The following is a 20,168-nucleotide window of genomic DNA, read 5'->3' as shown; positions in this document are numbered from 1 at the left end:
GGCACCTGGCCGTGGTCAGGAGCGGGATGGCCGCCGGGGGTCGCGGTCGCCGAGTACGAAGGCGGCCGGCCAGCTCTCGCGCAGGATCCGGGCCAGCAGGGGGTGCTCGGAGTCGATGACCTCGCTGGGCCGGATCGAGCCGCCCGCCTCTTCCCGCTGGCCGCCGAGGAGGACGGGTGCCTGGAGCAGCTCCTCGCCCCACGGCTCGATGGCGTTGCCCAAGCGGCCCTCGAAGCGGAGTCCCTCCAAGGTGCCGGCGTGCACCCGGCGGGTGTAGTCCTCGATCACTTCGGCGGCCAGGCGCACCCAGGCCAGGTGGACCACGGTGCGGCCGTCGTCGAGGCGGATCGGCAGCCGGACCTTGAGGAAGTTGCCGACACCTTCGGCGACCATCACCGCGCCGGTGTCGACGGTGACCCGCTCCGCCTGCTCGGCCGGCGAGAGTTCGCCGATCAGGTGGGGGAGAGGGTGGGCGAAGCCGGGGCGCTCCGGGTCCAAGGTGCCGCCGCAGTCGCACCCGCACCCGTCGGTCCCGTGGCCGTGCGCCTCCTCGCCGGAGCCGGCGGGCAGCACCAAGGTGAAGGACCGGGCGACGGTGAAGACCGTCGGCTCGGGCAGGCCGAGCGCGGCCAGCGCGGCGGAGGCGGCCTCGTGTCGCTCGCCGTTGACCCGCACCTCGGCCTCCATGGCGCCGGGGACACCGCCGTAGAAGACCCGGACACCGTTGAACCGGACCGGCTCCAGGTCGGCCGTGAAGGTGTCGGCGATCTCGCGGAGCACGTCCGCCTCCACCAGTGCGTTCTGGAGACGGAGGTTCTCCTGGTCGGAGAGCCCATAGGCCAGCGCGCCCGAGCTGATGGACCGCCATCCCGGCACACCGTGCTCGTCGTCGGGGCCGCGGTGGTCGGCGAGCTCCTCATGCGCGTAGAGCAGCTCGAGCAGGCAGGCACCGGCGGAACGGGCCCAGAGGCCGGCCGCGTCGCGCGCGGTGGTGACCACCACCACGCAGTCCACGAAGCAGGGCACGTCGGGCTGGATGCTCACGTCCGGGAAGGCGATCAGGTCGTAGTGCCGGTCGTCCCCGTGCCCCGGCGGTCCGACAGCGACGGCCCAACCCTGGGGGCTTTCGAGCGAGTTGCCCTGGAGTTCGGCGCCCGCCGTGCAGCCGGGGGCGACCTCCTCCAGGGCGTCGCGGACCAGGGCGAGGAAGTCGAGATCGGGCAGTCGGCCCGCGGGGGGCTCGGTGCGGCGCGGGCGACGGCGTATCCAGGACATGCGGGGATCATACGGAGGCGGTGCAGGTGAGCCACCTGCACCTCCGCCCCAGGGACGCGCGGCGCCGGCGGTAGCGGCGGTGCGGGTGCGGGTGCGGGACTGTGGTCAGGTCAGGTCAGGGCGCGGAGGGGCAGCCGCTCTCCTGGGGCGGTGATTCTCCGGTAACCCGCCTCCGGCCGGCGCAGGCAGGAAGTGCCATGCCCGATCGACGGAATCGATCAGCCCTACGCGCACCGGCCGCTCATGTTCGCCGAGGAGCTTCACTGCTCGTTCCGGCCCGAGAGGTTCGACTCCGTGCCTCCTCATGCGCCGAAGCCGGTGCCGGAAGACCCCGGCATGCCGGCCTGCGGGATGCCGAACGGGCGTGAGCGCTACGCCGAGTGTGCCGCCCGGCCGGGCCCCGGTGGTGGGCGTACGGGGGACGGTCGGAGGGGCGACCCCTCCGATCGGCGGGGGTGGGGGCCCGTGCAATCCCTCCTCAGGCGTAGGAGGGGGCGCTTCCGGGCTGCCTAGTGTTCCCGTATGGAGCAGTTGAGCGAATATCTGATGACGCAGAAGATCACCCCGCTGGTCAACCGCTACGTGATCACACCGCCGGACGGTGGGGAGGTGCTCGCGTTCGCCGAGCAGAAGCGGCTCGCGCTCAAGGAGGAGTTGACCCTCTGGAGCGGTGAGGACCGGACCCGGAAGCTCGGGGGGTTCAAGGCCCGGCAGGTCATCGACTTCAGGGCCACGTACGACGTCACGGGGCCCGACGGCGAGTCCGTCGGAGCCTTCCGCAAGGACGCCAAGGCTTCGCTCGTGCGGTCCACCTGGCACCTGACCGAGGGCGCCGGGGCCGCCGCGGTCGGCAAGGAGCGGAGTCTCGGTGTCGCCCTCGCCCGGCGCGGTTGGGAGGTCCTCGACCTCGTCGTGCCCGTGATACCCGTACCGCCCGTGCCGTTCGTCTACCACTTCGACTTCGTGCGGGAGGGGCAGCCCGTCCTGTCCGTCGAACGGAAGTGGGGCCTTCGGGACCGCTACGTCATCCGCGTCCAGGATCCCTCCCTCGACCGGGTCCTCGCCCTCTGCATGGCCGTCGGGCTGGACGCCCTCCAGTCGCGCTGACCCGCGAACCGGCAGGTCCTTCCCCGCCGAACGACGGGGAAGGAAAAGGAAATTCGGCGGGTTCACCCGTCTCCTGCCCGTCGGTAATTTCATTTCCGGGCCGCCACCGGAACGCCTCCCGGTGTTCCGTCACGGGGGGCGGCCCTTTGTATGAGATGAAAGGTGCAGTACCGATGGACGAGTTCTACATCGACGCCCGCGTGACCGTTTCCGCCGACCCGGCCGAGACGCAGCTGTCCCCGGCCGCCGGCATCGCCTCGCGCGTCGTCAGCAAGGCCGTCATCAAGCAGACGATCAAGCAGACGATCAAGATGACCGCGGCCTGCGCCGCCGTCCGCACGAACGGCAAGTGCTGACCACACCGTCCGTTCACGTCGAGTGGTAGGTCCCCCGGCCGTCGTCGGCCGGGGGCCGACCCCGAAGCCGGCAGGGCCGTACATGTCCGACGCAGCACTTCTTCCGCCCGGCCTCGCCGCTCGCGCCGGCGCCGTGGCCGACCTGATCGGTGAGCGACTCGCCACACCGGCGCGCGCCGACGCCGCCGCCGTGCGCGCCGCCCGGCAGACCGACATGTCCTTCTGGTCGGGCGCCTCCCTCAGCGAGGGGCACGCCGGCCTCGCCCTCCTGCACCGGCACACAGGGGTCGATCGCGCCTCCGCATTCGTACGGGCCGCCTTCTCCGCCACCCGGGAGAACCCGCTGGACCATCCCGGTCTCTTCGACGGGACCGCCGGGCTCGCCTTCGCCCTGCAGGACGTCTCCCGCGACGAGTCGCGCTTTCTTCCCGGTCTCGGCAGGCTGCACGAACAACTCGCCCGGCAGGTGATCGCCACCGACTGGCCCCGGCTGCCCGGTGCCGTCGCCGATCACCACTACGACCTCGTGTACGGAGCCGCCGGGATCACCGTGCAGCTGTGTTCCGCCTCACCCGTGACCTCGGCCGTCGAAGAGGCCCTCGACCGGTGCCTCCGGTACCTCGTGTGGGTCGCCACCGCCGGGCACTGGGCCGTACACGGCCGCCTCGACACCGGCATGTCCCACGGCGCCGCCGGGATCGCCGCCGCCCTCGCCGCCGCCTGGCGTCGAGGCCGTCGGGTCCCGGGGCAGCGCGCCGCCCTGGACGAGCTCACCGCGTGGCTGCTGGCCGTCGGCCGTGGCGGCGGGCACGGTCTGCGGTGGCCCCGGACCGTACCGGCCGACGACCGCGAAGCGGCACCCGCCTGGTGCCACGGCACCGGGGGCGTCGCCGCCGGGCTGCTGGCCGTGGCCCGGGCGACCGGCGACCGGGGGCTGGAGGACCGGGCGTTCGCCGCGCTGGACGGGCTGCTCGACCGGGTCGCCGCCGGGGACGTACCGCGCTCGCCGACCGTGTGCCACGGCCTCGCCGGCCTCGTCGTACTCGCCCACGAGTTCGCCTCCCACGGAAGCCAGGGGGCTGCCCGCGCCCTCCCGGGCCTCGCCCGACGGCTGGTGGACGCCGCCGACCCCGACCTGCCGCTCCTCTACCGGGACCACGAGACCACGGGGCACATCGTCGACAACCCGGGCCTCCTCACCGGCGCCGCCGGCATCGCGCTCACCCTCCGCGCGCTCGCCACGGGCCACCGGCCCGGCTGGTGGACCGTGCTGCTCCCCCAGTGACCGACCTGCGGAGACCTGGCATGGGGTGAACCCGCCGTCACCCCACCATGCGGCGAACCGACCACGCGGCGAACCCACCATGCGGCGAACCGACCATGACCGCGACCCTCAAGGACCCGACCCACCCATGCCGCGATACCACGCCCTCGACTTCCACCTCCTGCGCGCGCCGGCCCTGCCCGTCGACGTCTGGCGGGACGCCCTCGACGGGGGCGACCGCGACCGCACCCGCGCCCGGCTGCGCGCCCTCGCCGACGACCCCCGTGTGCGGCACGGACTGGTCGCCGCCGGAAGCGGGCTCCTCGACGGGCTGGCGAAGCTCGACGCGCCCGGCAGGAACGCGGGCGCGGACACCGGTGGCAAGGAAGCCCGGCGGGTCCACTCACGTGCCCTGCGCTACCTCACCCGCATGAGCACCCGCCCCACCCCCTTCGGCGCCTTCTCCGGTGTCGCCCTCGGCACGTTCGGCGACACCACCACCGCCCGCCTCGGCGACACCGCCCTCGGCGCCGCGCACGTGCGGACCGACATGGGCTGGCTCCTCGCCCTCGTCCAACGCCTTGAGGGGGACCCGGAGGTCCTGAGCCGGCTCGGCGTCTCCATGAACGCCATGGCCCACCGGGTGGGCGACCGGCTCGTCCTGCCCTCCTCCGGAGTGCACGGCGACGCCTCCGACCGCCGGGCGGTACGCGTCCGCCACACCGCTCCCGTCGCCCGGATCCGAAGCCTCGCCCCGCCCGCCGCTCCCGTCCCGTACGCCACGCTGCTCACCGAGCTGACCGCGAGCTTCCCCGATGCCGGCCCGGAGCGGATCGGCGCGCTCGTCACCGAGCTGGTCGGGCTGGGTCTGCTCGTCACCGATCTGCGGCCGCCCGTCACCGAACCGCGCCCCGAGGCGTACGTCCTGGATCGCCTCACCACCGCGGGCGCCGACCACCCCGCCGTGGCGGCCCTCCGGGAGATCACCGAACTGACCGGCCGGGCCCCGTACGGCGACACCGCCGCCCTCCAGCGGCTGCGCACCGCGCAGCGCGCCCTCGTCCCCGGCCACAAGGCACAGCCCCTGCAGCTCGATTCGGCCCTCGATCTCCCGGCGGGCGTCCTGAACCGCCAGGTCGCGGACGAGGTCGCCGAAGCCGTCGGCTGCCTGGCCCGGCTGGGTCGGGCCGCACCCGGCGGATACGACCACCTCGCCACGTACCACCAGGCGTTCATGGAGCGGTTCGGCACCGACGCCCTCGTCCCCGTCCTGGACCTCCTCGGCGCCGAACGCGGCCTGGACGCACCCAACAGCTACCTCACGCCGCCCCGCGCGATGGTGATGAACCAGCACGGTTCGGAGGGCGACCCGCACACGCACCGGGCACTCGTCGCCCTCGCCGCCGACGCGTGGCGGCACGGCCGCGACGAGGTCGAGCTGACCGACGAGGTGCTCCGGCGCCTGCTGCCCCAGGACGGCCAGGAGGCAGCCGCTCCCGGCCGCCCCGCCTGCCCCGGCGTCGACGCGTACGTCCAGATCGCCGCCGACAGCCCCGAGGCCATCGACCGGGGCGCATGGCGGGCCGTCCTCAACGGCGACGGCCTCGGCGAGGGCGGCCGGACCTTCGGCCGGTTCTTCCACCTCCTCGGACCGGACGCCACCGACCGCCTCCGTGCCTACGCCCGCGCCCGGGAGGCCCTGGAGCCGGACGTCGTCGTCGCCGAGCTGGCGTACCTGCCCGCCAACGGCCGCGGCGCGAACGTGGCGATCCGGCCGGCGGTCCACGCCTACGAGATCCCCGTCAACGTCGCGCCCACGGCCGCCCCGGACCATGTCATCGACCTCGCCGACATCCACGTGGGCGCCACCGACGAGGGCCTGCGCCTCTACTCGGCCCGGCTCGGGCGCGAGCTGGTCGTCGTCCAGAACCACATGCTCAGCCCCTACGGCGCACCCAATGTCTGCCGTTTCCTCCTGGAGGTCTCCCGGGCCCGGTACGCCACACCCACAGGCTTCACCTGGGGACCCGTCGAGGGCGCCCCGTACCTGCCGCGCGTCGTACGGGGCCGCGTCGTCGTGCGCCCCGCCGAGTGGAACCTGTACCCCGCCGGTGCGCAGGCCGCCCCCGCGACGGCGGGGCCGGTCCCCGTGCCGCGCTCGGCGGACGACGTGGCCCGCTGGCGCCACACCTGGGGGGTCCCCTGCCACGTCTACCTCGCGGACGACGACAACCGCCTGCTCCTCGACCTCGAACACCCGGTCTGTGTCGAGGAACTCCTCGCCGACCTGCGCACCGCCACCGGCCGCGTCACCCTCCAGGAGGCCCTGCCCGGCCCGGACGCGATGTGGCTGCGGGACGGCTCGGGGCACGGCCACCTGTCCGAGGTCGTCGTCCCGCTCATCGCGTCCCCGGGGGTTCAGCCCCCGCAGGACCGTGCGCGCGGCACCGCGGAGCAGATCCGGCGCAAGGCCGTACCGGCGGCGCACCCCGCCCATCTGCCCGGCTCCGCATGGTCGTACCTCAAGCTGTACGCGGCCCGGGACCTTCACGACGAGATCGCCGCCACCGAACTCCCGGCCCTGGTCGAGCAGATGCGTGCCGCGGACGCCGCCCCGGACCGATGGTTCTACATCCGCTACGCCGATCCCGACGCCCACCTGCGCATCAGGACCCGTACGGGGTCCGGTCCGGCGCTGCCCGCGCTGTTCGCCTGGGGCGAGGGGCTCGTACGCCGGGGGCTCGCCGAGCGCCTCGAAGTGGCCACGTACCACCCCGAGGTCAGCCGCTACGGCGGCCCGGCCGTGTACGACCGCGTCGAAGAGCTCTTCGCCGCGAATTCGGCCGTCTCCTGCCGGCTGCTGCGCCTCCTGTGGGACAAGGAGCCCGGCCTGGAGCCGGAGGCCGTCGTCATCGCCGCCGTGGACGCGCTGTACGCGCAGTGGGGGCTCGACATCCGCGAGCGGCTGGACGCCATGCCCCGTCCGGCGCAGGACGCGGAGGCCCGCGAGCGATACCGCAAGGACCGCGACTACCTGTGCGAGCTGCTCCGGCCCTGGGACCGCCGGCCGCACCCGCTCGGCCGCGCCCACCACGAACGGCTGGCCGCCGTCCTCGACGCCCAGGCCGCGGCCGTGCGCCGCGCCGCGCTGGCCGTCGCCGAGGCGGAGGCCGCCGGGACGCTGTGGGGCACGCGGGACGCCATCCTGGCCAGCCTGGCGCACATGCAGGTGAACCGGCTGCTGCCGATGGACCGGCCCGCCGAGAACCGCTGCTACCTGGTGTGGGGGCACGTCCTGAACTGCCTGCGCGGGAGGCCCCAGTGACCGAGTCATCCACGACCGGGGACGGGGACACCGTGCCGCAGGCGCACCGCCGGCTCTCCCGGGACCTGGGCTACTGGTGGCTGGTGCTGCGCTCCTTCTGGCGGCTCAGTCCGCGGCGGGTGACCGCCTTGGCCCTGCTCACGCTGCTGACCAGCGCCGTGCCGGCCGCCGGGATCTGGCTCACCGCCGAAGCGGTGCAGGCCGTCGCCGACGCCGTCGAGGACGTCCCGGGGGCCGGGGACCGGCTCACCGGGGCAGCCGCCGGGATGGTCGCGGTGGCGGTCGCCGAGCACGTCCTGTCGTCGGTCGCGCAGTATCTGAACTCCCTGCTCCAGCTGGAGTTCAGTGCCGAGATCGGCGAGCAGGTCATGGTCAAGGGCACCCGCATGGACCTCAGCGCCTACGAGGACCCCGAGGCGTACGACCGGCTGCAGCGCGCCCTGCGCGAGAGCGGGGGCGGCACGGCCTTCGAGGTCTTCGAGGAGATGCTGCGCACGCTCACCTCGCTGGCGTCGCTCGTGATGGTCAGCTCGGTGCTGTTCTCCTGGAACGCCTGGCTCGCGGTCGTCATCCTCCTCGCCCCGGTGCCCGCGCTCGCCGCGCACATCGTGTTCAGCAAGGAGGGCTACGCCGTCGAGTACCACCGCGCCCAGGACCGCCGCCGTGCCTTCTACTACCAGGACCTGACGACGACGGACTCGTCCTACAAGGAGGTGAAGCTGTACCAGCTCGGCCCGTACCTCGTGGACCGCTACCGGGCTCTGGTCCAGGGGTTCTTCCGCGTGGACCGGGGGCTGGCGCGGCGGCGGCACGGCTGGTCGGCGGCACTGGGACTGGTCAGCGTGGCCGGCTCGGCCGGAGCGCTGGTCTTCGCGCTCACCTCGACCGTGTCGACGGGGCGCCTCGGCGAGCTGGCCGGGTACCTGCAGGCTCTGGGCGCCGTGCACGTGGCGGCCACCGGGCTGCTGCTCGGCGTGGCCACCCTGTACCAGAACACGCTGTTCACCGGGAACCTCTTCGACTACCTGTCCCTGCCGGAGGAGCGCATCGCCGGAGGCACCCGGCCCTTCCCGCGCCGCCTCACCCACGGCATCGAGTTCCAGGACGTGACCTTCCGCTACCCGGGTACCGAGATCACCGCCCTGAACCGCTTCAGCTGCTTCGTCCCCGCCGGCACCTGCTGCGCGCTCGTCGGCGCGAACGGCGCCGGCAAGAGCACGATCGTCAAGCTGCTGACCCGGCTCTACGAGCCCACCGAGGGCCGCATCCTCATCGACGGGGTGCCCATCGAGGAGTACGACACGGCCGACCTCCAGCGCAACATCGGCGTCGTCTTCCAGGACTTCATCCGTTACGAGATGCCGGTCCGCCACAACATCGGCTTCGGGCGCGTCGCGGAGCTCGACGACACCGACCGCATCCGCGCGGCCGCCGAGGCGAGCGGCGCCGCCCCGTTCGTCGAACAGCTCGACGCCACGTACGACACCGTGCTGGGACGGCACTTCGAGGGCGGCCACCAGCTGTCCGGCGGGCAGTGGCAGAAGATCGCCCTGGCGCGGGCGTTCCTGCGGGACGCGCCGATCGCGATCCTGGACGAACCGACCGCCGCGATCGACCCGGAGGCGGAGGCCGACATCTTCGGCCGCCTGCGCACCATCTGCTCCCGGGCGACGTCCCTGGTGGTCTCGCACCGGTTCTCGACCGTCCGGATCGCCGACAAGATCCTCGTGCTGGACGGGGGCTCGCTCATCGAGGAGGGCACCCACGAGGACCTGCTGGCCCTCGGCGGAACGTACGCCCGGCTCTTCCGGCTGCAGGCCGAGGCGTATGTGACGCCCTTGGGGACCGAGCGCACGGAGGTTCCCGTATGACCGCCCCGCCCGCCCCCACCTCGCCGTCCGACAGCCCACGTCCACGAAGGACACCCATGACCACGAACACCCCGCCGGCGCTGTCCCTCATGTATCCGCTGATGGCGTCCGACCTCGACGAGCTCGCCGCGTTCGGCAGGGCCGTCCTCGACCTGAAGTTGGAGCGCCTGTACCTGGGGCAGTCCCTGATCGTCGACACCCACCAGGCGTTCGCCCACCTCGCCGGGCGCGGCATCCGGGTGCCCGCGGGGACCGCTGTCGCGCTGACCGCGCTCCGCCATCCCCTGGACGCGGCCGTGCAGGCGCGGTCGCTGGCGCTGCTGACCGGGCAGCCGGTGGTCGCCGGGTTCGGCGCCGGGGACCCGGACTTCGTGGCGGCGCTGCGCGGGGAGCCGTACGAGAGCCCGCTCACGGCCGTCACCGAGTATCTGACCGTGATGCGGCGGCTGCTGGACGGCGAGGCGGTGGAGGACTTCCGGGGGCGGTACGTACGGCTCGACGACGCAGTGTTGCCGGAGCCGCACCCCACCGGGGCGCGCCCGGTCGTGTCGCTCGGCGCGGGCGTGCTCCGTCCGCGCATGGCGTACGCGGCGGGGCAGGTCGCCGACGTGGCGATCACCTTGCTGACCCCGGCCTCCCATCTGGAGGAACAGATCGTGCCCGCCCTGGCGCGGGGCGCCGCGTCCCGCGGGCGGGCGGTGCCCGGCGTGACGTCGATCGTGCCGTGTGCGGTGCGCAGGCCCGGCCGGGATCCCAGGAAGCTGGCGTTCGCGGCGCACGAACTGCACCTGAGCGGGGAGCATTACGCGGCCATGCTGCGGTCGGCCGGGCTCGACGTGGACGTGTCCGATCCGTGGGCGGGGGCGGGTGCGCTGGTCGACGGCGGTGTCTTCGCGTACGGGACACCTGACGAGGTGGCCGACCGGCTCACCCGTTACGGTGACGCGGGGGCGACGGAGATCGCGTTGAGCTGTGCGGGGGTCCTGCTGACCGAGGGTCCCGAGGCAGCACTGGCCGATGTACGGGCCATCGCCGAGGCGGTACGCGACCGGGCCGCGGCCCGCGCCCGATGACGGCCCCGTGCGTGCGCGCACGTACGGGCGAGCGGGCCGCACCTGCACAAGCCGTCCCCGAGTCATCCGAGTTGAGGAGCGAACGATCACATGCTGCTGTTGCTGGAATTCGCGCTGCATTCCCTGATGGACCTGGTGCTGTGGATCGGCGGCAAGGGGCTCGACCGGGCCCGTTCCGCACGCCGCGTCGCCGCGTTCCGGCGCGGTGAGCCGGTCACCCTGCGCTGCCGGTACCGTACGGGCGCCGGGGCGTCCGGGATGCAACCCGGGAAGCTGACGCTGCTCCGCTCCGGAGCGGTCCTGGACGGGCCCGGCGCGAACGGGCTGCGGCTGGCCGGACCGTCCGACGCGGCGATCGGCGGCGGGCGCGGCGGAACGGCGCTGACCTGCACCACCGTTGCGGGCGAGAAGGCCGAACTGCTGGTCCTCACCTGGGATTCCACCATGGTCGCGCTCATCACGGAGTCGATCGACGCGGGGGCCTGAGCCCGCCGCGCGGACCAGGTGAGCGGACTTCCCTAACCGGTCCCTCGGATTCCCCCCACCCCTACCCCGAGACGTCAACCCACTTTACCGAGTTGATACTTTGGTGAAGGTGCGGCCTGACGGGGTGGCCGCTCAAAGGGGGCGTGATGGTCCGCGTGATGATTGTCGACGACGAAGTCCTGCTGCGGTCGTGCATGCAGCGCATTCTGGAGAGCGAGCCGGACATCGACGTGCCGGTCGCCTGCGACGGGCCGGCGGCCCTGGAGGCGATCGAGGCCCACCGGCCGGATGTCGTACTGCTCGACCTGCGCATGCCGGAGGTGGACGGGTTCGCCGTCCTGGCAGGCCTCGGCGCGCTGGCGGATCCACCGGCCGTGGCGATCCTGACGACCTTCCTGGCCGACGAGGACATCGCGGCCGCGCTGGGCTCCGGAGCCAGAGGCTTCCTCCTCAAGGACGCGACGCCGCAGGAACTCGTGCACGCGGTACGGGTGCTGGCGTCCGGCGGAACGGTGCTGTCGCCGCAGGCGGCCCGCATCGTGGTGGACGGCTACCTCGGCAGCGGTCCCGGCCACAACGAGCTGGACCCGCGCCTGGAGACCCGCCTGGACTCGCTCACGGAGCGGGAGCACCAGGTTCTGGATCTGCTGGCGGAGGGCCTGACCAATGCCGACATCGGGCGCCGGCTCCTGCTGAGCGCGTCCACGACCAAGGAGTACGTCAGCGCCATCCTGGCCAAGCTGGGCCTGGCCAACCGCGTGCAGGCCGCTGTCGTCGCCCACCGCGCGGCGTCCGCCCCCGGCCAGTCGCGCCCGCCGGCCTTGGCCGGCACCCGCTGAGGCACGGCCGAGGTCCACCCGGGCCGAGGCCGTGCGGCGGCGGGGACGGGACCCGACCTTTCACGGTCCCGAACAACCCTTGTCCCGACCGTGCCTCATGGCACCCCGTTTGGAGTGACACCCCGCATGACCCTCGGCAACGCGCTGTACGACCAGAAGCTGGCGAGCGTGTACGACCGCATGTACCCGATCGGCCACGACACGGAGCAGGCCGTCGCGTTCGTGGCCGCGCTCACCCCGCCCGGCGGCAGCGTGCTCGAACTCGGCGTCGGCACGGGCCGGATCGCCGTCCCGCTGGCCGGGCAGGGCTTCACGGTGCACGGGATCGACGGCTCCGAGCCCATGCTCGCCGAGCTGCGTGCGCGCGACCCGGAAGGCCTGGTGACCACGCAGACCGGCGACTTCACGGAGGACGGCACGGGGCGCACCTTCGACACCGTGACGCTGGTGCTGAACACGTTCTTCGTGGCGATCAGCAAGGACCAGCAGCTCGGCTGCCTGCGGCGGGTGCGGGAGCAGTTGGCGCCCGGCGGCCGGTTCGTGCTGGAGGCCTTCGATCCGGCGCCGTACCACCACATGGAGAAGACGGACCACTCGATGCGCCACCTCGACGAGCGGTCCGTGATGCTCGACACCCTGACCGTGGACCGGTCCCAGCAGTTCATGCTGTCGACCCACACGATCATCGACGGCGGCGCACCGGAGACCTACGAGCACCTGCTGCGCTACGCCTTCCCCTTCGAGATCGACCTCCTGGCCGAGCTGTCCGGGTTGCGGCTGGTGGAGCGTACGGAGGACTGGGCGGGGACCCCGTACACCTCGTCCAGCCTGCGGCACGTGTCGGTGTACGAGCGGGACCCCGATTCCCCCTGGGCGAAGGCGCTCTGAGCCAGCGGAAGTTCGGCGCGTACGACGAAGCCGCCCTCCGGGGTGGCGCCCGCGTGGAAGGTGCCGTCGACGAGGACGACGCGCTCCTCCAGGCCGGTGAGGCCGAAGCCGCCGGTGGGCGCACCGGAGCTGCCGGGCACGTGGGTCCGCGGTCCGGGGCCGTTGCGGATCTCGACGAGGAGGTCGTCGCCCGTGGCGGACGGGCCCACGGTGATGTCGATGCGGGCACCCGGGGCGTACTTGCGGATGTTGGTGAGGGCCTCCTGGACGGTCCGGTAGGCGGCCCGCTCGACGGCCGGTACGCACGTCCTGCCGTCGGGGAGGTCGAGGGCCAGGTGGAGGACCGCGTCCAGGCGGGCGTCCCGGACAAGGGTGCGCAGGTTGGCCAGGCGGGCGGGGTCGCCGTCGTCGGTCCGGACCCGGGCGTGACGCAGGACGCCGACGATGTCGCGGAGTTCCGCCAGGGCGTAGCCGCTGTGGCGGCGTACCGCCTCGGCGTCCTCGCGGACCGTGTCGTCGGGCGCGGTGGCCCACAGTGCTCCGGCCTGGGCGGCGATGATGCCCAGGTGGTACGAGACGGTGTCGTGCATCTCGCGCGCCATGCGCGTGCGCTCCTGGGCGACGGCCCGCTCGGCCTCCAGGTGGCGGCCGTGCGCCTGTGATGCGGAGAGGTCGGCGAGGCGGGCCCGTAGCTCGGATCTCGTCTGCGTCAGGAGACCCAGCCCGGCGGGGCCCACGCTGAACATGAGGGCCACCTGGAGGACGACCAGGTGGTCGCCCCACGCCATCGGCGCATCGTCGACGGTGTTGCCGGACCACATGGTCGCCCCGAAGAGGGCCGCCCCGGCACCCAGGACCACGCGGCGGCGGGTGGTACCGGACGCCACCGTGAACATGGCGATCATGGGGGCCAGCCACAGGTGACCGGTGGCCATGGACGGGAGGGTGACCAGCAACACCGTCACGGGGAACCTGCGCCGCAGCAGGAGGGCGAGCAGTGCGGGCGGGCACACGAGCGCGGACGTGGTGTCGAGGGCGCCATGGAGGGTGAGCAGTTCCAGGGCGGCCGCCGCGGTGACGAGCGCGTCGACAGCGAGTTCCGCCCGGCGACCTCGGTGGGGCGGGCCGCCGGGAGCGGGCGGTGGGGCCGGAACGGGTCCGGGCATGGCTGTGCTCAAGTGACGTTTCCCCCGTGTCTGACAGCTGCGTTGTCTCCGGCAGTATCGCCGAGGGCGGAATGCGGGCGTGTGGCAGGCGGACCTGGGGACCTTCATCGGCCCGCACGCCCGTTTGACGCTGTGACCTGCGGGCTTCTCGGCCTCGACGAGCGGGTGAACCGTCACCGGGTCCCCCGCGCGTGCGCCTGTCCGAGCACCGCGCGCCCCCGCACCGCGCCCCGGCTGCCCGGAACGTCAGGCCTGGAGACCCTCTCACGCGACCCTGCGGAATGACGCGCATGGTGCTACTTTCATTAGCACCATGCTGCTGAGACTCGACACCAACGACACCCGCCCCCTCCACGAGCAGGTGGCGGGGGCGATCCGACGGGCGATCTCCGAGGGAGAGTGCGCGCCGGGGGATCGGCTGCCTCCCGCTCGGGACCTGTCCCGGGCGCTGGGCGTGAACGCGAACACCGTGCTGCGCGGCTTGCGCGCCCTGCGCGACGAGGGGGTGCTGGAGTTCCGGCGCGGCCGCGGCGTCACCGTCGCCGAGGCCGCCGACCAGCGGACACAGCTGGTCGAGAGGGCACGGCAGTTGGTGGCCGACGCGGCACACCTCGGGTACGGCAAGAGCGATCTCATCGAAATGATCAGGGGGCTTTCGTGACGGAACGCGTGAAGAAGAACGGCGCCCGGTGGGGGGCGCGGGTATGGGTGGTCGGGGTCGCGGGGGTGCTGGCCGCCCTGCCCTTCGCCGCGAGCGGGCGCCTGCCGGACCGGCTCGCCACGCACTGGGGCGGCTCGGCCCCGAACGGCTCGATGCCGTTGTGGGCGGCCGCGCTGCTCCCGGCACTGGCCTGGGCCGCGCTCGCAGTGTGCGTCGCGTTCATCGGCCGGCGTGGAGGGTTCCCCGCGGGCCCTTGGGTGGGCGCCTCGCTGCTGTCCGGCGGGGTGCTCCTGGCGGGCGCCCAGGCGTCGATCGTGCGGGCCAATCTGGACGTGACCGACTGGCAGGACGCCGCCCCCGTCGGTACGGGGATCGGGATCACGGCCGCCGTCGCGGTGGTGGCGGGCGCGCTCGGTTGGCTGGCCGGTCGTCGCGCAGCGCCGCCCACCACGCCGGCCCGGCCCGCCGAAGGCGGCGCCGTCATGGAGATCCCGGCAGGTGAGCGCCGCGTCTGGCTCTCCCGCCTGTCGAACCCCTGGCTCCACCTCATCGGGGCGCTCACGGGCATGGTGACCGCGGCCGGCACCGTGGCGGCCGCGTGCGGGCTGATCGGTGCGCAGTGGGCGCTGGTCACACCGTTCGCGCTCGCCTCGCTCGCCATGTTCGCCTCCGCCTCGGTGCAAGCGCGCGTGACGGAGGCCGGGCTGGAGGTGGCCTTCGGACCCCTGGGGTGGCCGGCGCGCCGTTGGGCGGCCGGTGACATCGTCTCGGCGCGCGTGGAGGACCGTAGGCCCGCGCAGGTGGGCGGCTGGGGCTACCGGCTCGGCGGGCTGGGCACCACCGTCATGCTCCGGTCCGGAGAATGCCTGGTCATCCGCCCCCGCACGGGCTCGGAGTTCGCCGTGAGCGTCGACGACGCCGAACGCGGCGCCACACTCCTCAACGCCTTCGCCTCAAGGCGCCGAGCGGGCGCGTGAGCGGCTGCGCCCGTCACGGCGGCAGGGCCCGGACCGCGCGTCGCGGTCCGGGCCCTGCCTCGTACGCTGCCGTCCCGCGGCAGCGCTGCGTCAGTTCTGAGCGGCGCCGTCCTCGGTCTCAGCCGCGGCCGCAGCCGCCTTCTCGCGCATCTTGCGCACCAGCTCCGCCTTCTGGTCGGCGGCGCTCTTGCGGTCGAGGTTGCGGTGCGGACCGTTGTTCTGGCGCTCGGCGCGGGACTGCCTCTTGCGCTGTCCGCCGCCCTGGCCCACGGGGTTGTTGATGTTCTTGCTGTCGGTCACGGGTTCTCCCGGTGATGGTGTGAGTGGTCTACGGATTCGCCGATGGGGAGCGCTCTCCCTCGTGATGCGGCGTCCGGAAGAACATGACAACGACGGTACCCGCTCCCGCCGACCCCGCGCACCTGACCTTCCCCGACCATGATCGGCCGCCGTCCGCGAGCGCTCCATGGGCGCCCGCCGGCGGCTCAGGGCATCGCTGCGCGCAGGTCGGGGCGGTTCCGGGGGAGTCCGAAGCCCGCCATCTCCTTCTCCTCGTAGGACAGGAAACCCAGGCTGCGGTAGAAGGCGTGGTTGCGCCTGCCCTCCGGTGACGCCGCGTGGTCCGTGGACAGGAGGAAGAAGCGGCAGTGCGAATACCGCCGCATCAGGTGTTCGACCAGGGCCCGGCCGATGCCCTGCCGGTGGTGGGCGGGGTCCACCACGACGTCCTGGACGTAGCAGATGTGCTCGTCGTCGGAGATCGTCCGGGCCAGGCCGAGGAGTGCTCCCGCATCGTTGCGCGCCGTGACGACCAGGTGAGAGTTGGCCAGGCCCCGGCACAGCCTGTCGACGTCGCGGGTGTAGCCCTCCCGGTCCACCGACGCGTAGAGGGCCTGCATCTCCTCCGGGTCGAACATCTCCTCTTCCGCCATGACCATGCCGCTCCTCTTCTCCGGTTCGGATGTGTACGTGCCGCGCATCAGGTCGTCGTGAAGATCCGGTCCAGGTGGTGGTGGAGCACCGCGACGGCCGACTCCGCGCTCCGCTGGCCCACGAGGATGCCGGTCCCCAGGGCCGCCGCCATCGCGAGCAGGCCGATCGCCTCGATGCGGGCATCGACGCCGGGGTCGGCCGAGCCCTCCGCCTGGGCCCGTTCGACCAGACCGGTGACGGTGTTCTCGGCGGCGTCCGGGTCGTCGACGAACGGCTGGGCGGCCAGCGTCTCGTCCGTGACCGACAGGATCGCGTACGAGCTGTACAGCAGGTGGAAGGTGCGACTCTCCTCATCGGTCGGCAGCGAGGCCAGCAGCAGCGCCTGCACCGCGGCCCTCGGGCCCGGGTGCGGCCCCGAGGCGGCCGGTCGGGCGCCGGCCCGCGCCGTGAAGCCGTCGGTCAGGTGCCGGAGGCAGTAGAAGAGCAGCCTCCCCTTGGTCTCGAAGTAGTACTGCACGAGACGCAGGGACACCCCGGCCTCCGCGGCCACGTCCCGCATGGCGACCGCGTGCAGCCCGCGCCGCCCCGCGACCCGGATGAGCGCCTCGGCGATCTGGGCGCGCCGCTCCTCGTGATCCACGCGCTTCGGCATGTTCCCGTCTTTCCGCCCGTGGATGGTGGGGTCGCGGTGCGCTCCACGGACCCCTTGATGGTACCGCCGTATCACGAACATGGTACGGTCGTACCACGAAGAATGGATCTTCACAGGAGGTGCCGCCGTGCCCGAGAACAGGACCCGCGTACGCCGCGATGTAGGCCGCTACGTCAACGACACGCTGCGCGACCGCTACTTCGCCACCGCAGACGCCCTCTACGCGATGGGCGCGCCGATCCGTTCCGAGACGGACGTCGAGACGAGCTTCGGCACCACCCACGTCTACCGGTACGGCCCCACGGACCCCGCCGCCGAGTCCCGCACCCCGGTCGTGCTGATCCACGGCGCGGGCTACAGCTCGGCGATGTGGTACCCCAACACCCCGGCCCTCAGCGGCGAACGCCCCGTCTACGCCCTCGACACCCCGGGCGACGCCAACCGCAGCGTCCACCGCGAGCCCATGTGGCAGCCCGAGCGCGCCGCGCAGTGGATGGACGAGGCCCTCGACGCGCTCGGCCTCGACCGGGTCCACCTCGTCGGCTCCTCCTACGGCGGCTGGCTGGTGCTCAACCAGGCCCACCGGCGCCCCGAACGGCTCGCCTCCGTCACCGCCCTCGACCCCGGCGGCCTGGAGAAGGTCGGCCTGCGCTTCTTCGCCTGGGTCTTCGTCAGCCTCTTCGCCAGCTTCGCCCCCAAGGCCCTGCGCCCCCGGCTCGCCAAGTGGCTGGAGCAGCCCGTCATCTCCGTCCCCGAGCTGCGCACCTGGGTCCAGGCGGGCGCCCGCGCCTACCGGATCCGCCGGCCGGCGCCCCTCCCCCTGGCCGAGGACGCACTGCGCTCGATCCGCACACCGCTCTACGTGATCATGGGAAAGCGGAGCCTGCTCGTGCACCCGCAGCGGCAACTGGAGCGCGTACCGCGGCTCGTCCCCGGCGCCCGCGCCGAGATCATCTCGGCGACGGGCCACGGGCCGCAGATCGACCACCCGGACGTCGTCAACGCCCGCATGCTGTCCTTCATGGAGGACATCGACTCCCTCGACCCCGCCACGAGCGACACCCTCTGAAGGGTCGGTCGTTCGGGCCGACGACCGCGCCCGTCGGCGCGTCGATCGCCACGGTGGTGTCTTCCTCGGCGCCGCCGGTCACAGCCTCACCCACGGGCACGGGGGTCCCTGTGGGCCGAGGAAGGTCGAAGTCGATCTGCCGGCACGTCGTCCAGGTGCCCCGGCCGTCGGGCTCGACGACCACGTCCATCCGCAGGGGCACGAGCACGCCGGCGAGCAGGCCCACGCCGGAGAACACCGGAATCAGGCAGGGGCCTGCGTGCGGGACCGCGCCGATCACACGGGCCTCGGTGACGTCGGGGGCGGTCAGGGGCGGTCAGGGGCGCACCGTCATGATCCGCCGTCTCCCGGCGCCACGAGCCCCGACTCGTACGCCACGATCACGAGCTGCGCGCGGTCGCGTACCCGCAACTTCCCCATGATGCGGCTCACATGGGTCTTCGCGGTGAGGGGGCTCAGGGCCAACGCGTCGGCGATCTCCGTGTTGTTGAGGCCTCGGGCCACGAGGGTGAGGACCTCCCGTTCCCGGTCGGAGAGCGGGTCGAGGGCGGCGGGGGCCGGGCCGGTACGCGGGCTGCGCAGCACCCGGGCGATCAGCCGGGCCGTCGGCCCCGGCGAAAGGAGCGACTCGCCGCCGGCCACCGTGCGGATGGCGGAGAGGAGTTCGGCCGGCCTGGTGTCCTTCACCAGGAAGCCCGAGGCTCCGGACCGCAGCGCCTCGACCACGTTCTCGTCGGTGTCGTACGTCGTCAGGACCAGGACCTTCACCCCGGCCAGGTCCTCGGTGGAGGCGATCAGCCGGGTCGCCTCGATGCCGTCGGTGCCCGGCATCCTGATGTCCATGACGACCACGTCGGCCCGCTCGGCGTGGGCCAGTCGCACGGCTTCCCGTCCGTCGCCGGCCTGTCCGACGACCGTCATGTCCGGAGCCGATTCGATGAGCATCGCGAAGGCCGCCCGCACCAGCGTCTGGTCGTCGGCGAGCAGCACCCGGATGACGCGGTCCTGACCGTGGGGTGGGGTGGTCACGCGGATGCCTCCGAGGAACGGGGTGGGTGGGAGGGGAGGGGCAGGCTCGCCGCCACTTCGAAGCCGCCGCCGGCGCGGGGGCCCGTCCGCAGGGTGCCGCCGACGCTGCGGGCCCGCTCGCCCATGCCGACGATGCCGAAGCCCGCAGCGGTGGCGGAACCCGCTCCCGGGCCCCGGCCGTCGTCGCTGACGGTGAGCCGCAGCGCCCCGTCCGCCGCCGCCACGCGGACGCGGACGGTGGCGGTGGGACCCGCGTGGCGGACCGCGTTGGTCAGCGACTCCTGGACGATGCGGTAGGCGGCCGCCCCCACGGCCGGTGGGACATGGACCCCGCCGGTGTCCAGGGTCAGTTCCGCCTCGGCCGTACGGGCCAGATCGGGCAGCCCCGCGAGGTCCGGCAGCGGCCCGTGCTCGTCGGCGCGGAGCACGGTCAAGGTGGTACGGAGTTCCGCGCGGGCCTCGCGGCAGGTGTCGGCGATGGAGTCCAGCGCCTCGGCGACGGCCGCCCGGTCGAGCCGGTCCGGGTCCACGGTGAGCACATGGGCGGCGACCGCCGTACGGACCCCGATCAGCGTGATGCTGTGGGCCAGCAGATCGTGCAGGTCGCGGGCGATGCGCAGACGCTCCTCCGCGATCCTGCGGTCGGTGGCCTGGCCGATCCGGGTGCGCTCCTCGGCCAGGTACTTGCGGTAGTTGCGGACGGCGACACCGAGCACGAGGGCCGCCACCAGCCAGCCGGAGGTGCGCAGGACGTCCAGGACACGGTGGACACCGTTGGAGGACATGGCGCTCACCGCGAAGCCCACGACGCACACGCCGACCGTCACCGTACGGCGGACGGTGCCGGTGGCGGCCACCGTGTACAGGGCGACCACCCCGGCCGGCACCGGCGCCGCGTGGGCGTTGTCGAGCAGTTGGTACGGGGCGATGCAGACGACCGTGGCGACCACCACCGCGACCGGCCGGCGCCGCCGCCACACCAGGACCAGGACCGAGCAGGCCAGCAGGGCCCACCCGAGCCCGTCCGGTCGCATCGCGGTGTCGGCGTACGCCAAGGCCCCGCAGAGCAGGGCGACACCGGCCGCGAGCACCGCGTCGTTGCGGGTCGGGTGCGCGGCCGCCAAGGGGTCCTGGTGCAGTGCGCGCAGGAGGCGCTCGGCCGCGCTCGGGGGTTCGGTCACTTCTGCCACCCGGACA

Annotated in this window: 18 protein-coding genes and 1 pseudogene; 12 read left to right on the top strand and 7 right to left on the bottom strand. The window is 73.2% G+C overall.

Features of this window, described 5'->3' with window-relative positions; all coding sequences use genetic code 11:
• Window positions 1–15 precede the first annotated feature (15 nt).
• A complete protein-coding gene (locus OG624_RS21765) occupies window positions 16–1,275 on the bottom strand; it encodes a DUF6348 family protein (RefSeq protein ID WP_033214634.1) in 1,260 nt (419 codons plus the stop codon).
• A gap of 522 nt (window positions 1,276–1,797) precedes the next feature.
• Here OG624_RS21765 and OG624_RS21760 point away from each other — a divergent pair.
• The 9 genes from OG624_RS21760 to OG624_RS21720 all read left to right on the top strand — a co-directional run bounded on the left by OG624_RS21760 (window position 1,798) and on the right by OG624_RS21720 (window position 12,484).
• Window positions 1,798–2,382, top strand: a complete 585-nt coding sequence (locus OG624_RS21760) for a hypothetical protein (RefSeq protein WP_033214636.1) — start codon at window positions 1,798–1,800, stop codon at window positions 2,380–2,382.
• A gap of 173 nt (window positions 2,383–2,555) precedes the next feature.
• Entirely contained in the window at window positions 2,556–2,738 is a 183-nt protein-coding gene (locus OG624_RS21755) for a hypothetical protein (RefSeq protein ID WP_033214638.1), read from the top strand.
• Between the two features lie 82 nt (window positions 2,739–2,820).
• A complete protein-coding gene (locus OG624_RS21750; RefSeq protein ID WP_051762346.1) occupies window positions 2,821–4,023 on the top strand; it encodes a lanthionine synthetase LanC family protein in 1,203 nt (400 codons plus the stop codon).
• Window positions 4,024–4,150: 127 nt separating this feature from the next.
• On the top strand, window positions 4,151–7,327 hold the full coding sequence (locus OG624_RS21745; RefSeq protein ID WP_371639723.1) for a lantibiotic dehydratase: 3,177 nt from the start codon (window positions 4,151–4,153) through the stop codon (window positions 7,325–7,327).
• Window positions 7,324–9,198: an ABC transporter ATP-binding protein gene (locus tag OG624_RS21740; RefSeq protein ID WP_371639722.1), complete on the top strand. Its 1,875-nt coding sequence runs from the start codon at window positions 7,324–7,326 to the stop codon at window positions 9,196–9,198. The genes OG624_RS21745 and OG624_RS21740 overlap by 4 nt, the downstream gene beginning before the upstream one ends.
• Before the next feature lie 56 nt (window positions 9,199–9,254).
• Entirely contained in the window at window positions 9,255–10,271 is a 1,017-nt protein-coding gene (locus OG624_RS21735; RefSeq protein WP_033214642.1) for an LLM class flavin-dependent oxidoreductase, read from the top strand.
• Window positions 10,272–10,361: 90 nt separating this feature from the next.
• Window positions 10,362–10,757, top strand: a complete 396-nt coding sequence (locus tag OG624_RS21730) for a hypothetical protein (RefSeq protein ID WP_033214644.1) — start codon at window positions 10,362–10,364, stop codon at window positions 10,755–10,757.
• A 158-nt stretch (window positions 10,758–10,915) separates the two neighbouring features.
• A complete protein-coding gene (locus OG624_RS21725) occupies window positions 10,916–11,596 on the top strand; it encodes a response regulator transcription factor (protein ID WP_323184605.1) in 681 nt (226 codons plus the stop codon).
• A 126-nt stretch (window positions 11,597–11,722) separates the two neighbouring features.
• Window positions 11,723–12,484, top strand: a complete 762-nt coding sequence (locus OG624_RS21720; RefSeq protein ID WP_266352669.1) for a class I SAM-dependent methyltransferase — start codon at window positions 11,723–11,725, stop codon at window positions 12,482–12,484.
• Window positions 12,485–12,495: 11 nt separating this feature from the next.
• Here OG624_RS21720 and OG624_RS21715 read toward each other — a convergent pair.
• Window positions 12,496–13,086, bottom strand: a pseudogene (locus OG624_RS21715) (sensor histidine kinase); the annotation flags it as partial.
• 877 nt (window positions 13,087–13,963) lie between these two features.
• Between OG624_RS21715 and OG624_RS21710 the strand changes: the two are divergent.
• Window positions 13,964–14,311, top strand: coding sequence for a GntR family transcriptional regulator (locus OG624_RS21710; protein ID WP_033214654.1), 348 nt, complete (start codon window positions 13,964–13,966; stop codon window positions 14,309–14,311).
• Window positions 14,308–15,288: a DUF1648 domain-containing protein gene (locus OG624_RS21705; protein WP_371639721.1), complete on the top strand. Its 981-nt coding sequence runs from the start codon at window positions 14,308–14,310 to the stop codon at window positions 15,286–15,288. Before OG624_RS21710 ends, OG624_RS21705 begins: the two co-directional genes overlap by 4 nt.
• Window positions 15,289–15,378: 90 nt before the next feature.
• Here OG624_RS21705 and OG624_RS21700 read toward each other — a convergent pair whose 3' ends face one another.
• The 3 genes from OG624_RS21700 to OG624_RS21690 form a co-directional block, all read right to left on the bottom strand.
• On the bottom strand, window positions 15,379–15,588 hold the full coding sequence (locus OG624_RS21700; RefSeq protein ID WP_033214657.1) for a DUF6243 family protein: 210 nt from the start codon (window positions 15,586–15,588) through the stop codon (window positions 15,379–15,381).
• 185 nt (window positions 15,589–15,773) lie between these two features.
• Complete coding sequence (locus tag OG624_RS21695) at window positions 15,774–16,226, bottom strand: GNAT family N-acetyltransferase (protein ID WP_063733906.1); 453 nt, start codon at window positions 16,224–16,226, stop codon at window positions 15,774–15,776.
• A gap of 41 nt (window positions 16,227–16,267) precedes the next feature.
• On the bottom strand, window positions 16,268–16,873 hold the full coding sequence (locus OG624_RS21690) for a TetR/AcrR family transcriptional regulator (protein ID WP_033214659.1): 606 nt from the start codon (window positions 16,871–16,873) through the stop codon (window positions 16,268–16,270).
• A gap of 127 nt (window positions 16,874–17,000) precedes the next feature.
• On the opposite strand from OG624_RS21690, the gene OG624_RS21685 reads away from it, so the two are divergent.
• Entirely contained in the window at window positions 17,001–17,942 is a 942-nt protein-coding gene (locus OG624_RS21685) for an alpha/beta fold hydrolase (protein WP_033214660.1), read from the top strand.
• A 330-nt stretch (window positions 17,943–18,272) separates the two neighbouring features.
• Here OG624_RS21685 and OG624_RS21680 read toward each other — a convergent pair whose 3' ends face one another.
• Together OG624_RS21680 and OG624_RS21675 are read right to left on the bottom strand one after the other, a co-directional pair.
• Window positions 18,273–18,887: a response regulator gene (locus tag OG624_RS21680; protein WP_051762459.1), complete on the bottom strand. Its 615-nt coding sequence runs from the start codon at window positions 18,885–18,887 to the stop codon at window positions 18,273–18,275.
• An 80-nt stretch (window positions 18,888–18,967) separates the two neighbouring features.
• Window positions 18,968–20,161, bottom strand: coding sequence for a sensor histidine kinase (locus OG624_RS21675; protein WP_371639720.1), 1,194 nt, complete (start codon window positions 20,159–20,161; stop codon window positions 18,968–18,970).
• Window positions 20,162–20,168 lie beyond the last annotated feature (7 nt).

The organism is Streptomyces virginiae (assembly GCF_041432505.1).
GTDB lineage: Bacteria > Actinomycetota > Actinomycetes > Streptomycetales > Streptomycetaceae > Streptomyces > Streptomyces virginiae_A.
The sequence above is the reverse complement of the archived record's forward strand: the minus strand, read 5'-3'. Positions and strand labels throughout refer to the sequence as shown.

Coding starts and splice junctions, on each gene's coding strand:
- OG624_RS21765 (WP_033214634.1), bottom strand. CDS start 1,275: ATGTCCTGGATACGCCGTCGCCCGCGCCGCACCGAGCCCCCCGCGGGC.
- OG624_RS21760 (WP_033214636.1), top strand. CDS start 1,798: ATGGAGCAGTTGAGCGAATATCTGATGACGCAGAAGATCACCCCGCTG.
- OG624_RS21755 (WP_033214638.1), top strand. CDS start 2,556: ATGGACGAGTTCTACATCGACGCCCGCGTGACCGTTTCCGCCGACCCG.
- OG624_RS21750 (WP_051762346.1), top strand. CDS start 2,821: ATGTCCGACGCAGCACTTCTTCCGCCCGGCCTCGCCGCTCGCGCCGGC.
- OG624_RS21745 (WP_371639723.1), top strand. CDS start 4,151: ATGCCGCGATACCACGCCCTCGACTTCCACCTCCTGCGCGCGCCGGCC.
- OG624_RS21735 (WP_033214642.1), top strand. CDS start 9,255: ATGACCACGAACACCCCGCCGGCGCTGTCCCTCATGTATCCGCTGATG.
- OG624_RS21730 (WP_033214644.1), top strand. CDS start 10,362: ATGCTGCTGTTGCTGGAATTCGCGCTGCATTCCCTGATGGACCTGGTG.
- OG624_RS21725 (WP_323184605.1), top strand. CDS start 10,916: ATGATTGTCGACGACGAAGTCCTGCTGCGGTCGTGCATGCAGCGCATT.
- OG624_RS21720 (WP_266352669.1), top strand. CDS start 11,723: ATGACCCTCGGCAACGCGCTGTACGACCAGAAGCTGGCGAGCGTGTAC.
- OG624_RS21710 (WP_033214654.1), top strand. CDS start 13,964: ATGCTGCTGAGACTCGACACCAACGACACCCGCCCCCTCCACGAGCAG.
- OG624_RS21695 (WP_063733906.1), bottom strand. CDS start 16,226: ATGGTCATGGCGGAAGAGGAGATGTTCGACCCGGAGGAGATGCAGGCC.
- OG624_RS21690 (WP_033214659.1), bottom strand. CDS start 16,873: ATGCCGAAGCGCGTGGATCACGAGGAGCGGCGCGCCCAGATCGCCGAG.
- OG624_RS21680 (WP_051762459.1), bottom strand. CDS start 18,887: ATGCTCATCGAATCGGCTCCGGACATGACGGTCGTCGGACAGGCCGGC.